This window comes from Klebsiella sp. 64 (assembly GCF_018223915.1).
Lineage (GTDB): Bacteria > Pseudomonadota > Gammaproteobacteria > Enterobacterales > Enterobacteriaceae > Klebsiella > Klebsiella pneumoniae.
Genome location: NZ_JAGRQZ010000027.1, coordinates 132328 through 147017, shown reverse-complemented (window position 1 = coordinate 147017; position 14690 = coordinate 132328). Strand labels below are relative to the sequence as shown.

Annotated in this window: 15 protein-coding genes; 6 read left to right on the top strand and 9 right to left on the bottom strand. The window is 57.8% G+C overall.

Going from position 1 to position 14690, the window contains the following annotated elements; genetic code table 11:
- Positions 1-86: 86 nt before the first annotated feature.
- From potF to KHQ23_RS19395, 5 genes are all read right to left on the bottom strand, one after another.
- On the bottom strand, positions 87-1199 hold the full coding sequence (gene potF / locus KHQ23_RS19415; RefSeq protein ID WP_032421145.1) for a spermidine/putrescine ABC transporter substrate-binding protein PotF: 1113 nt from the start codon (positions 1197-1199) through the stop codon (positions 87-89).
- Between the two features lie 348 nt (positions 1200-1547).
- Positions 1548-2027: a YbjN domain-containing protein gene (locus tag KHQ23_RS19410; RefSeq protein ID WP_002896365.1), complete on the bottom strand. Its 480-nt coding sequence runs from the start codon at positions 2025-2027 to the stop codon at positions 1548-1550.
- Positions 2028-2115: 88 nt separating this feature from the next.
- Positions 2116-3018: a 30S ribosomal protein S6--L-glutamate ligase gene (gene rimK / locus KHQ23_RS19405; RefSeq protein ID WP_002896363.1), complete on the bottom strand. Its 903-nt coding sequence runs from the start codon at positions 3016-3018 to the stop codon at positions 2116-2118.
- 114 nt (positions 3019-3132) lie between these two features.
- The gene (gene nfsA / locus KHQ23_RS19400; RefSeq protein WP_032421144.1) at positions 3133-3855 is read right to left on the bottom strand and encodes a nitroreductase NfsA; all 723 of its coding nucleotides are present in this window, start codon (positions 3853-3855) and stop codon (positions 3133-3135) included.
- Positions 3839-4126, bottom strand: coding sequence for a YbjC family protein (locus tag KHQ23_RS19395; RefSeq protein ID WP_023279664.1), 288 nt, complete (start codon positions 4124-4126; stop codon positions 3839-3841). The genes nfsA and KHQ23_RS19395 overlap by 17 nt, the downstream gene beginning before the upstream one ends.
- Before the next feature lie 202 nt (positions 4127-4328).
- On the opposite strand from KHQ23_RS19395, the gene KHQ23_RS19390 reads away from it, so the two are divergent.
- Positions 4329-4592 carry a GrxA family glutaredoxin gene (locus KHQ23_RS19390; RefSeq protein ID WP_002896352.1) on the top strand — a complete coding sequence of 88 codons (264 nt, stop codon included), beginning with the start codon at positions 4329-4331 and terminating at the stop codon, positions 4590-4592.
- A gap of 6 nt (positions 4593-4598) precedes the next feature.
- Here KHQ23_RS19390 and ybjM read toward each other — a convergent pair whose 3' ends face one another.
- Positions 4599-4982, bottom strand: coding sequence for an inner membrane protein YbjM (ybjM, locus tag KHQ23_RS19385; RefSeq protein ID WP_002896351.1), 384 nt, complete (start codon positions 4980-4982; stop codon positions 4599-4601).
- 266 nt (positions 4983-5248) lie between these two features.
- On the opposite strand from ybjM, the gene KHQ23_RS19380 reads away from it, so the two are divergent.
- Positions 5249-6934: an aspartate:alanine antiporter gene (locus KHQ23_RS19380; protein WP_004147745.1), complete on the top strand. Its 1686-nt coding sequence runs from the start codon at positions 5249-5251 to the stop codon at positions 6932-6934.
- A 177-nt stretch (positions 6935-7111) separates the two neighbouring features.
- On the opposite strand, the gene KHQ23_RS19375 is transcribed toward KHQ23_RS19380, so the two are convergent.
- Positions 7112-7675, bottom strand: coding sequence for a TetR/AcrR family transcriptional regulator (locus KHQ23_RS19375; protein WP_004141969.1), 564 nt, complete (start codon positions 7673-7675; stop codon positions 7112-7114).
- An 82-nt stretch (positions 7676-7757) separates the two neighbouring features.
- Between KHQ23_RS19375 and KHQ23_RS19370 the strand changes: the two genes are divergently transcribed.
- Positions 7758-8960: an MFS transporter gene (locus KHQ23_RS19370; RefSeq protein WP_004151719.1), complete on the top strand. Its 1203-nt coding sequence runs from the start codon at positions 7758-7760 to the stop codon at positions 8958-8960.
- Positions 8960-9772, top strand: a complete 813-nt coding sequence (locus KHQ23_RS19365) for a Cof-type HAD-IIB family hydrolase (protein WP_004141971.1) — start codon at positions 8960-8962, stop codon at positions 9770-9772. Before KHQ23_RS19370 ends, KHQ23_RS19365 begins: the two co-directional genes overlap by 1 nt.
- Before the next feature lie 37 nt (positions 9773-9809).
- Here the strand turns inward: KHQ23_RS19365 and kdeA are convergent, their stop codons facing one another.
- Complete coding sequence (kdeA, locus tag KHQ23_RS19360) at positions 9810-11042, bottom strand: multidrug efflux MFS transporter KdeA (protein ID WP_004141972.1); 1233 nt, start codon at positions 11040-11042, stop codon at positions 9810-9812.
- A 327-nt stretch (positions 11043-11369) separates the two neighbouring features.
- Here kdeA and ybjG point away from each other — a divergent pair, with 327 nt between their 5' ends.
- Together ybjG and deoR are read left to right on the top strand one after the other, a co-directional pair.
- Entirely contained in the window at positions 11370-11963 is a 594-nt protein-coding gene (ybjG, locus tag KHQ23_RS19355) for an undecaprenyl-diphosphate phosphatase (RefSeq protein ID WP_004141974.1), read from the top strand.
- Between the two features lie 101 nt (positions 11964-12064).
- Positions 12065-12823, top strand: coding sequence for a DNA-binding transcriptional repressor DeoR (gene deoR / locus KHQ23_RS19350; RefSeq protein ID WP_004151717.1), 759 nt, complete (start codon positions 12065-12067; stop codon positions 12821-12823).
- Between the two features lie 38 nt (positions 12824-12861).
- Here deoR and dacC read toward each other — a convergent pair whose 3' ends face one another.
- Positions 12862-14064, bottom strand: coding sequence for a serine-type D-Ala-D-Ala carboxypeptidase (dacC, locus tag KHQ23_RS19345; protein ID WP_004191175.1), 1203 nt, complete (start codon positions 14062-14064; stop codon positions 12862-12864).
- Between the last annotated feature and the right edge of the window lie 626 nt (positions 14065-14690).

The following is a 14690-nucleotide window of genomic DNA, read 5'->3' as shown; positions in this document are numbered from 1 at the left end:
TCCTGGTGCTTCTGCTCGCCGGGCGCGCTGCTATTTCCCGGCGAGTACAGATCTGATTTGGCCCGTGTTCGACGGGCCATCAGGAATTATTTGCCGCTCTTCACTTTGGTCCACGCGCGGGTGCGCACGCGGTCAATCTTCGGATCCTGCACCTTCAGCGTGAACAGTTTGGCGAACACATCCGCTGGCGGATAAATCGCCGGGTTGTTACGGATAGTCTCGCTGACCAGCGGCGTGGAAGCCTTGTTGCCGTTGGCGTAGAACACCTGGTCGCTGATTTTGGCGATGACGTCCGGACGCATCAGATAGTTAAGGAACTGATAGGCTTCATCTTTATTCTTCGCGTCGGCCGGCATGGCAAAGACGTCAAAGAACGCCAGCGCGCCTTCCTTCGGAATAAAGTAGGAGACATTGACGCCGTTCTTCGCCTCTTTCGCGCGGTTGGCCGCCTGCCAGACGTCCCCTGCCCAGCCGATCGCCACGCAGATGTCGCCATTGGCAAGGTCGTTAATATATTGCGAAGAGTGGAAGTAGCGAATGTTCGGCCGCAGCTTCAGCAGCAGATCGGTCGCCGGGCCGGTGTAATCATCCGCTTTGCTGCTGTTCGGATCTTTGCCGAGGTAGTTCAGCACGGTGGCGAAAATCTCTTCCGGCGCGTCGAGGAAGGAGACGCCGCAGCTTTTCAGTTTTTCGAGGTTCTCCGGCTTCAGCACCAGATCCCAGCTGTCCTCCGGCGCATCTTTGCCGAGAACGGCTTTCACCTTATCCACGTTGTAGCCAATGCCCGTCGTCGCCCACAGGTAAGGCATGGCGTATTTATTCTCCGGGTCATGCTTGGCGACCAGCTTCAGCACTTCGGGGTCAAGGTTCTTCCAGTTGGGCAGCTTACTTTTATCCAGCGGCTGGAACACGCCCGCCGCCAGCTGGCGTTCGAGGAAGCTTGCCGACGGCACCACCAGGTCGAAACCGGTGCTACCCGCCATTAATTTGCCTTCCAGCACTTCGTTGGAATCAAAAACGTCATACACCACTTTAATCCCGGTCTCTTTTTCGAAATTCGCTACCGTGTCCGGCGCGATATAATCAGACCAGTTATAAACATGCAGGGTTTTTTGTTCGGCGGCGAGCGAACCGGCAGAGACGGCCATCAGCGCACCCGTAACCAGACCTGTTAACCATTTTTTACCAAAGGCGGTCATATCTCTTTTCCTTCTCAACGCCCGTTAACTTACGGGCTCAAATATACGCATTTCTACGCATGCAAAAATCATGCATATTTTTTCATTGCCTGAGAAAAGGAGAGCGGATCTCTCCCGGAGTGGTTGCTCGCAACTGGAAGCATCGCCAGAATAACTGTAGCCAGAATAAGAGGCTATAGCCCAGGTAAAAAAACGCCTTTTATCAAATTTTTATGCAATAACGGTCTACGTGATAAGCCAAAACGGCCTGAATGGCGGTGAATAATGCTTTAAAGAAAGGTTAAATGCAGAATAAAAGCGGGTAATACGCAGCCGCTGCGGTAGTGGCTGCGCTAATTTTAGGCAGGTTTAGTGAAGAAAATGGTATTGCACGTTTTCCGCCGCAGGCTCTTCTTCTTCGCCTTTGTACAGCAGCTGATTTGCGCCGGCTTCGAGGATTACCATCGAGATCTGCTCTTCGCTTTGGCGGAAGAACCAGGCGAACTGCTCCATGGTCACCCCTGGGCCGATAGACAGCGACTGGCAAACCACCAGCTTGGGCAAATTATCGTCCTGAATGTCGATAAACGCCTTCACGGTTAACGAGCTGGCGTTGATGGCCGAGAGATCCGCCGACAGCGCCAGCAGGGCAGACGGCTTCACCTCCGCCAGGGCGGAAAAGAGCACCACGTTGTCCACCAGGTCAATTTTGGCATCAAAAATACCGTCGAAATTCTGCATATGCGGCAGGTGCAATGCCTGACAGGAATCGCACTCAAAAAAGCTGATGCCGATTTCGTCCAGCCAGCGACGTAGCGTATCCAGACCTGGAACGACCAGTGAATCCATAGTGCCTGTGACCTCTTACAGTGGAAAAACGACGCCATAGCTTACGCAAAAAAAGCGCCGCATACCATGGCCGTCTTGCATCCGACGGTTAGCCGCCTATTTTCAAACAGAATTCCGGCGTCGCCTGGCGCTCGATCCAGGCGATCATCTTGCCGGCGACATCCACGCCGGTGGTGGTTTCCACCCCTTCCAGCCCCGGCGAGGCATTCACCTCCATCACCAGCGGCCCGCGGGCGGCGCGTAAAATATCGACACCGGCGGCGTCCAGCCCGAGAGTTTGCGTTGCCTTGATGGCAATGGCCCGCTCCTCGTCGCTAATCTGCGCCACCGTGGCCATGCCGCCGCGGTGCAGGTTAGAGCGGAAATCCCCCTCTTTCGCCCGCCGCTCGATCGCCGCCACCACCTCATTGCCGACCACCAGGCAGCGGATATCGCACCCTTTCGCTTCGGCAATGTATTCCTGCACCAGAATATGAGCGTTCAGTCCGCGAAAGGCGTCGATCACGCTCTCCGCCGCCTGGCGGGTCTCCGCCAGCACCACGCCGATCCCCTGGGTGCCTTCCACCAGCTTCACCACCAGCGGCGCGCCGCCCACCATGGCGATCAGATCGCTGGTGTCATCCGGGGAGTGAGCGATGCCGGTCAATGGCAGATCGATGCCCTGGCGCGCCAGCAGCTGCAGCGAGCGCAGCTTATCGCGAGCGCGGGTAATAGCGACCGATTCGTTCAGCGGATAGCTTCCCAGGAGCTCAAACTGGCGCAGGGCCGCGGTGCCATAGTAGGTGATCGCCGAGCCAATGCGCGGGATCACCGCATCAAAGTGCGGCAGCTGACGCCCTTTGTAGTGGATCGACGAGGCCACCGGGCTGACGTTCATATAACAGGAAAGCGGATCGAGGATCTCGATCTGATGACCGCGCTGTTGCGCTGCTTCGCGCAGGCGCCGACATGAATAAAGCGTTCCATCCCGGGATAATATGGCAATTTTCATCCTGCACCTCTGCGAAAAGACCCGCTCTGGCGGGCCTCAGCTATCGAACACACTTTCACCTTTCCTGCGGCCGGCGGCGGATATCACCTGGCCGGAGCAGCAGTGTACACGTAATCAGCGCGTTGCCCACCCCTGCTTATGCAGATAGTCAAGAATAAACGGACGACTCTCTCTCACGATAGTGCGCCGGATATGGTCGCTCCAGGTATCGCGGCGGGCGTTGCTGCCGCGCGACAGATAATAGTGCGCCAGCTGTTCGTCATACTCCGCCAGCAGCGCGTTATCCAGCGGCTGATAGCGGTTTTCATGCACCAGCATGGCCGCCGGCATCCGCGGCTTGATGTCCGGGTTATCCGCCGGCCAGCCAAGGCAAAGACCGAACAGCGGCAGGACGTGCTGCGGCAGCTCCAGCAGCTCTGTGACGGCCTCAATGCTGTTGCGCAACCCGCCGATATAGACGCCCCCTAGTCCGAGGGACTCGGCGGCGGTCAGCGCGTTTTGCGCCAGCAGCGCCGTATCGACAACGCCGATCAGCAGCTGTTCCGCCAGCCCCAGCTGCGCCTGTGGGCAGATCTGCAGGTGGCGATTAAAGTCGGCGCAGAAGACCCAAAACTCCGCCGCCTGGGCGACGTGCTGCTGGCCGCCGGTCAGCGGGACCAGACGTTCACGCAGCGCCGGGTCAGTAATACGGATGATAGAGGTGCACTGTAAAAAACTCGAGGTAGATGCCGCTTGCGCGCTGGCGATAATCTCTGCGCGCTGTTCGTCGCTCACGGGGGCATCGGTGAAGTGGCGGATGGAACGGTGGCTGCGCAGCAGCTCAATGGTCGGCGTCATTACGTTTTTCTCTGTCAGACAAGGATTCAGGCTTTGGAGAGTGCGTTAACTGCGGGGCCACGATCTGCGCCATCCGCCACATCACGACGATGGCGGCGGGGATCATCAGCACGATCCCGGCAAAGAGCATCACCAGCGCCGCGGTCGGGCTGGCAATGGGCGCAGGCAGCTGGACATACTGGTTAAGGGAGAGCCAGGCGAGGGTTAACAGCCCCATCCCGAGGATCTCAACCAGCATAATGCTTTTCGGCAATGGGGCAAATTTTCGCATCACGCCTCTCCGGTTGATAAACGCGGCGCGCCAGCCAATTCCACCGCGCCGTCGGGCCAGTATACGGGTTTTGACAGTCCGACATTTATCAAACATAGCCGTAAACCATCGAAGTAAAAGGCAGAACCTTCTTTCCCTCCCCGCCCGTTGCAGGCATCATAAGCGCCATTCGCCATCCGGCTGAGGTTTAAGGAGAGAAGCAATGTTTACCGTTATTTTTGGTCGTCCAGGCTGCCCTTACTGCGTTCGCGCTAAAGAACTGGCAGAAAAACTGACCAACGAGCGTGATGATTTCAACTACCGCTACGTGGATATTCATGCCGAAGGCATCAGCAAAGCTGACCTGGAAAAAACCGTTGGCAAACCGGTTGAAACCGTGCCGCAGATTTTCGTCGACCAGAAACACATCGGCGGCTGCACCGATTTTGAAGCCTGGGCAAAAGAGAATCTCGGCCTGTTTGCCTGAGTCAATTTATTTGCTCGATGAATGACTGCGCCAGGTATCAAGCCAGGCGCAGATAAACAAAAAGCACAATGCCCCAAGCGCGCACCAGAACACGGCGCTCAACACCCACGCCATCTCCTGCCAGAACGTCCGGTGGGTCACGAAGAACAGCCGCATCGTCACCATGCAGACCGGCGCCGCCAGTATCGCGCCGAGCAAAGGACGCAGCACCCGCCGTCCGGGAGAGAGACAGCTCGCCGCCGCCCCTGGCAGCAAAAAGAAGAGCAGGCCCAGCTCCGGGTTGCCGCTGGCGCGAAATGCCCCTTTCATATGTAACAACAACGATAAGCACACCACAATGAACAGAACGAAGCCACAGATAATGCCGGCCCAACTACGCTCAGATTTCACCGTATCCTCCTGATGTTGCCTCTAACTCACGTCCACGTCGCCCAGTCAGATAAAGCATTTCGGCAATCCATGCCAATAACTCCCCTACCAGCCTAAAAACGATTGTCACTAGCCGCCGCATCCAGGAAGGATTAAACTAGCGGTATATTTTTGCTGGTTATAACAGGGTGCCAGAATAGGTTCGCGACAACGCGAACGCCTGAGCAACCTTAGACCAAATAACCATTTCCTTCAACAACTTACTAGTAAATGAGAAGTTGGCTTTCGTGAATATAAACGTCGCAGATTTGTTAAACGGGAATTACATCCTGTTATTATTCGTTGTACTTGCATTAGGACTATGCCTGGGAAAACTGCGTCTCGGCTCAGTACAACTTGGTAATTCCATTGGCGTTTTAGTCGTTTCTCTATTATTAGGCCAGCAGCATTTCGCGATTAACACCGATGCCCTTAATCTCGGCTTTATGCTGTTTATTTTTTGCGTTGGCGTAGAAGCCGGGCCCAACTTTTTTTCTATTTTTTTCCGCGACGGGAAAAACTACCTGATGCTGGCGCTGGTGATGGTCGGCAGCGCGATGCTGATCGCCATGATGCTGGGTAAAGTGTTCGGCTGGGATATCGGGCTCACCGCCGGTATGCTGGCAGGCGCCATGACCTCCACCCCGGTGCTGGTGGGCGCGGGCGACACCCTGCGCCATTTCGGCCTGCCCAGCGATCAGCTGGCGCAGTCGCTTGACCATCTGAGCCTCGGCTATGCCCTGACCTATCTGGTTGGTCTGGTGAGCCTGATCGTCGGCGCCCGCTATATGCCCAAGCTGCAGCATCAGGATCTGCAGACCAGCGCCCAGCAAATCGCCCGCGAGCGCGGCCTCGATACCGATTCCAAACGTAAAGTCTACCTGCCGGTGATCCGCGCCTACCGCGTCGGCCCGGAGCTGGTGGCCTGGGCGGATGGCAAAAATCTGCGCGAACTGGGTATTTACCGCCAGACCGGCTGCTATATTGAACGCATTCGTCGCAACGGTATTCTGGCCAACCCGGACGGCGACGCGGTGCTGCAGATGGGTGACGATATTGCGCTGGTGGGCTATCCGGACGCCCACGCCCGCCTCGACCCGAGCTTCCGCAACGGTAAAGAGGTGTTCGACCGCGATCTGCTCGACATGCGCATCGTCACTGAAGAGATTGTGGTCAAAAACCACAACGCCGTCGGCCGCCGCCTGGCGCAGCTCAAGCTTACCGACCACGGCTGCTTCTTAAACCGGGTTATTCGCAGCCAGATCGAGATGCCTATCGACGATAACGTCGTACTGAACAAAGGCGACGTGCTGCAGGTCAGCGGCGACGCCCGCCGCGTAAAAACCGTGGCCGACCGCATCGGCTTTATCTCCATTCACAGCCAGGTGACCGATCTGCTGGCCTTCTGCGCCTTCTTTATCGTTGGCCTGATGATCGGCATGATCACCTTCCAGTTCAGCTCCTTCAGCTTCGGCATCGGCAACGCCGCCGGCCTGCTGTTCGCCGGCATCATGCTTGGCTTCCTGCGCGCCAACCACCCAACCTTCGGCTATATCCCGCAGGGGGCGCTGAACATGGTGAAAGAGTTTGGTCTGATGGTGTTTATGGCCGGGGTCGGTCTCAGCGCCGGGGCCGGGATCAATAACGGGCTGGGCGCCGTCGGCGGCCAGATGCTGGCGGCAGGGCTTATCGTCAGCCTGGTGCCGGTGGTGATCTGCTTCCTGTTCGGCGCCTACGTGCTGCGCATGAACCGGGCGATGCTGTTCGGCGCCATGATGGGAGCCCGCACCTGCGCCCCGGCGATGGAGATCATCAGCGATACCGCGCGCAGCAATATTCCAGCGCTCGGCTACGCAGGGACCTACGCCATCGCCAACGTGCTGCTTACCCTTGCCGGGACGCTCATCGTGATCATCTGGCCAGGGCTACAATAATTTTTTGAGAAAAAAGCCGTCACAGGCAGAACTTTTTCTCAGGGCATCAGTCATAAGTAATGCCACTGCTTTTCTTTGATGTCCCCATTTTGTGGAGCCCATCAACCCCGCCACTTCGGTTCAAGGTTGATGGGTTTTTTGTTGCCTGCGTTTAGCCATTCCGGGTGAAACGCCGCTTCAGCGCCCCTCTTCCTGCGCCCTCTCCCCCGCCAGCTGCCCGACCATCATGCGGATTGCCGCCTTCGACAGCGGCGCGCGGTCGGTGACAAAGTGCAAGGTCATCCCTTCAATAAAGGCGTCGAGACCGCGGGCGGTATCGGGGGCGAACCACTGCTCCAGCGTCTGCTGGCTGCGCCGCATCCAGTTCTGCATCACCGCCTTCAGCGCCGGCTGACTGCTGCAGAACGCGTACAGCTGGTACATCAGCTCCATATTGCGCGCCGTGGTCACCTGGGCGCTGAAGATCAGATCCGCGATGGCATCGCAGGCTTGTTCCCGGTTCGTTACCCCGACGAAGCCTTGCTGATACTGCGCCGACATCTCGGCGGTAAACAGGCTGAACGCCTCCTCAATTAACGCCTCAATGCCGCTGAAATAGTAGGTCAGCGATCCCAGCGGCACATTCGCGCAGGTGGCGATTTTACGGTGCGTCACCGCATGGATGCCGTGCGCCGCGATGGTATCCAGCGTCGCCTGCAGGATGCGCTCGCGGCGCTGCGGATCGTTTGGTCTACGGGCCATGATTTTCCTCTTCCGGTTTATGTACAAATGTACACTTACTTGCTACTGTTGTCTTCACTCTTCTCCTTTAAGGCGTTTACGGATGACGACGCAATCCTCGCGCAGAGCGCTGCAGCTTCGGCTATGGGCGCTGTTTATGTTCTTTTTCATCCCCGGCTTGTTAATGGCCTCCTGGGCCACCCGCACGCCGGCGATCCGCGATCTGTTGGCGCTATCCACCGCAGAGATGGGCGTGGTGCTGTTTGGTCTGTCGGTGGGGTCGATGAGCGGTATTCTCTGCTCGGCGTGGCTGGTGAAGCGCTTTGGTACCCGCAAGGTCATCCGCACCACCATGTCCTTCGCCGTGCTTGGCATGCTGGTGCTCAGCCTGGCGCTGTGGGTCACTTCCGCCCCGCTGTTCGCCTTCGGTCTGGCTATCTTCGGCGCCAGCTTCGGCTCCGCAGAGGTCGCTATTAACGTCGAAGGCGCGGCCATCGAGCGGGAGATGAATAAAACGGTGCTGCCGATGATGCATGGCTTCTACAGCTTTGGCACCCTGTTCGGCGCCGGGGTGGGCATGGCAGTGACCGGATTCGGTCTGCCGGCCGCCCCGCACATCCTGGCGGCTGCGCTGGTGGCTATCCTGCCCATCGCCATTGCTATCCGCGCCATTCCCGACGGCACCGGTAAAAATGCCGCCGAAGTCGCCCACGGTGAGGCGAAAGGTCTGCCGGTGTGGCGCGACGCGCAGCTGCTGCTGATCGGCGTCATTGTCCTGGCGATGGCCTTTGCCGAAGGCTCCGCCAACGACTGGCTGCCGCTGCTGATGGTGGATGGCCACGGCTTTAGCCCCACCTCCGGCTCCCTGATTTATGCCGGTTTCACCCTCGGCATGACGCTGGGCCGCTTTACCGGCGGCTGGTTTATCGATCGCTACAGCCGGGTGGCGGTGGTCCGCGGCAGCGCAGTGATGGGCGCCCTCGGCATAGGCCTGATCATCTTCGTCGATAACCCCTGGGTGGCGGGCATCTCGGTGCTGCTGTGGGGCATTGGCGCCTCGCTCGGCTTCCCGCTGACCATCTCCGCCGCCAGCGATACCGGGCCGGACGCGCCCAAGCGCGTCAGCGTGGTGGCGATCACCGGCTATCTCGCTTTCCTCGTCGGGCCGCCACTGCTGGGTTTCCTCGGCGAACACTTCGGCCTGCGCAGCGCCATGATGGTGGTGCTGGGTCTGGTGATGGTGGCGGCGCTGGTCGCCCGCGCGGTGGCTAAGCCACAATCTGAACCCGTTATGGAGAACAGCTAATGAGCATCAAACTGATTGCGGTGGATATGGACGGCACCTTTTTAAGCGATGCCAAAACTTACAACCGGCCGCGCTTCCTCGCCCAGTACCAGCGAATGCGCGAACAGAATATTCGCTTCGTGGTCGCCAGCGGCAACCAATATTATCAGCTGATCTCCTTTTTCCCGGAGATCGCCCATCAGATCGCCTTCGTGGCGGAAAACGGCGGCTGGGTGGTGAGCGGCAATGAAGACGTCTTCAACTGCCAACTGCCGGTTCACCACTTCAACGCCGTGGTCGACCATCTGCAGACGTTGCCGAATATCGAAATCATCGCCTGCGGGAAGCGCAGCGCCTACACCCTCAATCGCTACAACGACGCGCTGAAGACGGTGGCGGCGAAGTATTATCACCGCCTGGAACTGGTGGATGATTTTAACCATCTCGATGACACCATCCTCAAATTTGGTCTCAACGTGCCAGACAGCCTGATCCCGGAAATTCAGCCGAAGCTGCATGCGGCGCTGGGGGACATGGTCACCGCGGTGGCCACCGGCTACGGCAGCATCGACTTAATTATCCCGGGTGTGCACAAAGCCAACGGGCTGCGCATTTTGCAGCAGCGCTGGGGCATTGAGGATCACGAGGTGGTGGCGTTCGGCGACAGCGGCAACGATATCGAAATGCTGCAGCACGCCGGGTTTGGCTTTGCCATGGCAAACGCCCGGGAAGACGTCAAAGCCGTCGCCCGCTATCAGGCGCCGCATAACAACGAAGAAGGTGTCCTGCAGATTATTGATAAGGTGTTGGATCGCGAAGCGCCGTTCGCCTGATAAGACCCGGATGCGAGCGCATCCGGGTTGAAAACAACTACCCCTGCTGCGAATTGCCCACGCTTTTATCTTTCAGAAAGTAAATCATCAGCCCCAGCCATAGTACCCCACCCAGCAGGTTAAACAGGCTGAACAGCCCGTTGCCGCCCAGCTCGTAAGCATGTTTGCTGAGCTCGATGCCGACGGTGAAGATCAGCATCTGCAGCATTCCCATCGCCGCCGAGACCGTGCCTTTACTCATCTCGCTGGCGAACAGGGTTAAACGCACCAGGCCGGCGTTCGCGAGGCCAATCCCGAAGGCGTAGAAGCTCAGACCGGCCGTCATCCACAGATAAGCGTGGGAAGAGACCACGGTCGCCGCCGCAGAGAGGATCAGGCCAAACATGATCGGCCAACCGCCCATGATAATCAGCGAGCGCACGGTCCGGCGCGCAGTCAGGCGCGCCAGCACCAGGTTGCCGGCAATCAGCGCCCCGAAAATCGGCACCTGCAGCATGCCGTACTCATAGCTGGTGGCCTGTTCGCCGCTGATAATAATCACCGGCGACTGGGCAATCCACGCCAGCAGCGGCAGGCTGACAAAGCCGGTGGCCAGCGCGCCGGCGACGAAGCGCAGGTTCTTCAGCACCAGCCGATAGTCGCGGCCCAGCTCTTTCACCGACAGCTTTTCGCCCAGCCGCGTCGCGGTCTCCGGCATCGCCCGCTGCAGGCCGAAGAACGAGATGGCCGCCAGCACGGCGAACAGGACAAACATCATCTCCCACGGCAGGATATGCACCCAGGCGGCGCCCACCAGCGGCCCCAGCAGCGGGGCTATCAGCGCCACGTTAGCCATCAGGGCGGTGATTTTGATACACACCGCCTCCTCAAAGGACTCCTGTATCGCCGCATAGCCCACCGCGCCGATAAAGCACAGGCTGATCCCCTGCAGGAAGCGCAGCAGGGTAAACTGCTCAATGGTCTGCGCCAGCAGCGTCGCCAGGCAGGTGACGATGAACCATACTACGCCGGTCAACATCACCGGACGGCGGCCAATACGATCCGACAGCGGCCCCAGCAGCCACTGTAAAAACATGCCGCCTGCCAGATAGGCAGTCATTGAGGTAGGTACCCATTCGTTGCCCACCTGAAATTCCTGCACCACGGCTAACATGCCCGGCTGAATCATATCGTTGCCGATATAAGTGGAAAACTCGTACAGCACCAGACATAACGGGAACAACAGCGCCTGCCTTCCGAGGCGGCGGCCTGAAAGCGAATAATTTTGCATGAAATCTCTTATCTATCAAAAATCGCGCAAAGTGTAATGAAACTCCCGGCGCGGAGATAGTGAATTGTGGGTGACACCGCACAATATTACGAGCCGTGCGCCATCGTCCTGCCTCTCCCCTGTTATTCAGCCTGTGTATATATTCCGTTTATGTTTCAGCAATGTGACAAACGATATACTGACGTTTTTCAGGCTGTTAGCCGTAGACTTTATGGTAGTGGATTTCATAACAACCTGATCTTTAAGACAATGCCGCCTTTAACTCCGCACCGCTTTTATTTAGGGTAGGCGGCTTAATTGCTATCGGACCAACGAGCCTGGAAGTCTATGCTGGAAAATATTAACTATGCGCTGTTCGCCCTGCTCAACGCGACGCCTGCCTCGCCGCAGTGGGCCATTGAGATGGCGATCTTCATCGCTAAAGATCTGATTCTGATCGTACCTCTGCTGGTGGTGACATTGTGGCTGTGGGGGCCTGCCCAGCGGCAGATGGTGTTTAAGCTGATGCTGGCGCTGACGATCAGCCTGACCGTGTCGTGGGCGATCGGCCATCTTTATCCGCACGATCGGCCGTTTGTCGCCGGCGTAGGCTATAACTTCCTGCACCACGCGGCGGACGACTCCTTCCCCAGCGACCATGGCACCGTCAGCTTTACCTTTGCCCTGGCCTTCCTGTTCTGGCATCGCCTGTGGTCCGGCGCCCTGCTGATGGCCATTGCCGCCGCCATCGCCTGGTCCCGTGTCTATCTCGGCGTGCACTGGCCGCTGGATATGGTCGGCGGGCTGCTGGCCGGGATGTGCGGCTGCCTTGGCGCGGCGCTGATCTGGCACACGTTCGGCCCGGCGCTATACCATCAGCTGCAGCGGCTGTATCGTCTCTGCTTCTCCTTGCCAATCCGCAAAGGTTGGGTGCGCGGCTAAACGCCGCCGTCGCTGCGGCCACCGCGTGACTAACCCGCAAGCGACAGGTAAAATCCCGCTAACGCCCTGCCCCCGCAGGGCGATTTTAGCGCAGAGGGAATATGGAAACTCGCCGTGACGAACGTATCAGTCAGCTCATTCAGGCACTTAAACGCAGCGATAAGCTGCATCTGAAAGAAGCCGCTTCCCTGCTTGGGGTGTCGGAAATGACCATTCGTCGCGACCTCAATGGCCACAGCGGCCCGGTTGTGCTGCTCGGCGGATACATTGTGCTGGAGCCGCGCAGCGCCACCCATTACCTGCTCAGCGATCAAAAAACCCGGCTGGTCGAGGAAAAACGCCGTGCCGCTCGCCATGCGGCCGCGCTGCTGGAGGCCCATCAGATGGCCTTCTTCGACTGCGGGACCACCACGCCGTGGATTATTGACGCCATTGACGATGCCCTGCCCTTCACCGGCGTCTGCTACTCCCTGAACACCTTTCTGGCCCTGCAGGAAAAACCCCAGTGCCGCGCGGTCCTGTGCGGTGGGGAGTTTCATGCCAGCAACGCGATTTTTATGCCGCTGAGCCTTGAGGATACCCTCAGCCATCTGAGCCCTGATATCGCCTTTTACTCGGCGGCGGGGATCGACTGCGAGCAGGGGGCGACCTGCTATAACCTGGAAGAGCTGCCGGTTAAGCACTGGGCGATGCGTCACGCGCGCTATCACGTGCTGGTGGTCGACCACAGCAAGTTTGGCAAAGTGCGTCCGGCGCGCATGGGGGCGTTAGCGAAATTTGACGTGATCGCCAGCGATATCTGCCCGGATGATGAGCTGGTCGCGCTGGCGAAGGCGCAGCAGATTTCCCTACTGTATTGAAGCGTCGCTGCCCGCGCCCCGCAGGGCGCGGGCAGGCATCAGGAGAACCAGCTGCCAAACCAGCCGTGCAGTTTCATCAGCACGAAGTCGATCATCCGGCTGAAGAAGCCGCCCTCTTTTACCGACTCCATGACAATCAGCGGACGCTGTTCAATGGTTTTATCATTTAGCTTAAAGTCGATAGTCCCGACCACCTGCCCCTTCTCCAGCGGCGCGGTAAGCTGCGGCTGATTTAAGGTATAGCTGGCTTTCAGGTTTTTCAGCTGGCCCTTCGGCAAAGTGATTGAGCCCGCCTCGCCAGCCCCCAGTTTCGCTTCATTGCTATCGCCAAACCACACGCGCTGGGTAACGAAGGTGGCATCTGGTTTAATCGGCGTCACGGTTTCAAAGAAGCGGAAGCCCCAGGTCAGTAGTTTTTCTGACTCGTTAAAGCGAATGCGGTCGGTTTTGGTCCCCAGCACCACGGCGATCAAACGCATATCACCCTGAGTGGCCGAGGAGACGAGGTTATAGCCGGCCCCGGCGGTGGTCCCGGTTTTCACGCCATCGGCGTTGAGGTTGCTGCTCCACAGCAGGCGGTTGCGGTTCGGCTGGCGAATTTTATTGAAAGTGAACTCTTTCTCTTTATGTACCGCATACTCTTCCGGTACGTCGTGGATCATCGCTTTTGTCAGCAGCGCCATATCGCGGGCGGTGCTGAACTGCCCCGGCGCGTCAAGGCCGTGGACGGTCATAAAGGTGGTGTTGGTCAGCCCCATTTTTTTGGCGTAGCCGTTCATCAGGCTAACGAAAGCGTCCTGGCTGCCCGCTACGTAGTCAGCAATCGCAATGCTGGCGTCGTTACCGGACTGAATGATGACCCCTTTGTTCAGATCTTCTACGGAAACCTGCATGCCAGGCTTGAGGAACATCACCGATGAGCCGCGCAGCGCCGGGTTGCCGGTCGCCCAGGCATCGCGCCCAACGGTCACCATATCGGTCAGTTTGATTTTTCCCGCTTTTATTGCCTGCCCTACCACGTAGCTGGTCATGATCTTCGTCAGACTGGCCGGGTCGAGTTTTTCATCGGCATTGCCTTCGCTGAGCACCTTCCCGCTGGCATAGTCCATCAGGATCCAGGCGCGAGCGTCAATTGAAGGGGCGTCGGGGAGTTGTTCCGCAGCCTGCACCGCAGGTGCGACAAGAAATAACAGCGCGCAACCTGCCGCGAGGCCGCGAAGGGAAAAAGCGTCATGCATCATAAGAGCCACCCAAGTATCCTTTCCAAACAAAATATGCCGCGCCACTCTGACCGCGCCGCAGCAACCGGTGAGTAAAGCGTACAAATGACCTTAAAGAAACAGCGAGTTGGTAAAGTTTTTAAAGTTTACGCAATAACATGCCGCTGTGCTTTAATCAGAACAATTTTTTTGATCGTAATCGCCTTAATGTTAACTTTATTATGGCAAGAAAAAAATCGCCTTTCAAAACCAATTAGTCACCGAAATTTCAATGACATAGCTCACTTCTCTTCGGGGAAAATGCTACTAAAGAGACGTCGCAAGCGTGTCTTTCATTGTGGTTTGCCTGGTCATAGATTCACATTATGGCGGGGCCGTGTGGGGTAAGCGAAAGCCTGGCCAGTGATATCCAGTCGCGTCGCCCCTACCCCCTTCACCTGAGAACCGGGGATGGTTGTTACTGCTGATACCCTTCACAAAACTCAAAATGTCGGCCCGGTTGCATTCCATGAGGCCCAGTTCAACTTCCGAACTCACAATAACCACATCTGGCTTGCTGCTGTAGAAGTCTCAGACGCTTAAATATAAACCTGAAGGTTCTGTAGGCCGTATTTACGCCTGAAATGCAGTTGAGAACTCCCGGGCTA

Excerpts from the sequence above, each read along its gene's own strand:
- potF (WP_032421145.1), bottom strand. The coding sequence starts at position 1,199 with ATGACCGCCTTTGGTAAAAAATGGTTAACAGGTCTGGTTACGGGTGCG.
- KHQ23_RS19410 (WP_002896365.1), bottom strand. The coding sequence starts at position 2,027 with ATGGATTCACTGGTCGTTCCAGGTCTGGATACGCTACGTCGCTGGCTG.
- rimK (WP_002896363.1), bottom strand. The coding sequence starts at position 3,018 with ATGAAAATTGCCATATTATCCCGGGATGGAACGCTTTATTCATGTCGG.
- nfsA (WP_032421144.1), bottom strand. The coding sequence starts at position 3,855 with ATGACGCCGACCATTGAGCTGCTGCGCAGCCACCGTTCCATCCGCCAC.
- KHQ23_RS19395 (WP_023279664.1), bottom strand. The coding sequence starts at position 4,126 with ATGCGAAAATTTGCCCCATTGCCGAAAAGCATTATGCTGGTTGAGATC.
- KHQ23_RS19390 (WP_002896352.1), top strand. The coding sequence starts at position 4,329 with ATGTTTACCGTTATTTTTGGTCGTCCAGGCTGCCCTTACTGCGTTCGC.
- KHQ23_RS19375 (WP_004141969.1), bottom strand. The coding sequence starts at position 7,675 with ATGGCCCGTAGACCAAACGATCCGCAGCGCCGCGAGCGCATCCTGCAG.
- KHQ23_RS19370 (WP_004151719.1), top strand. The coding sequence starts at position 7,758 with ATGACGACGCAATCCTCGCGCAGAGCGCTGCAGCTTCGGCTATGGGCG.
- KHQ23_RS19365 (WP_004141971.1), top strand. The coding sequence starts at position 8,960 with ATGAGCATCAAACTGATTGCGGTGGATATGGACGGCACCTTTTTAAGC.
- kdeA (WP_004141972.1), bottom strand. The coding sequence starts at position 11,042 with ATGCAAAATTATTCGCTTTCAGGCCGCCGCCTCGGAAGGCAGGCGCTG.
- ybjG (WP_004141974.1), top strand. The coding sequence starts at position 11,370 with ATGCTGGAAAATATTAACTATGCGCTGTTCGCCCTGCTCAACGCGACG.
- deoR (WP_004151717.1), top strand. The coding sequence starts at position 12,065 with ATGGAAACTCGCCGTGACGAACGTATCAGTCAGCTCATTCAGGCACTT.
- dacC (WP_004191175.1), bottom strand. The coding sequence starts at position 14,064 with ATGATGCATGACGCTTTTTCCCTTCGCGGCCTCGCGGCAGGTTGCGCG.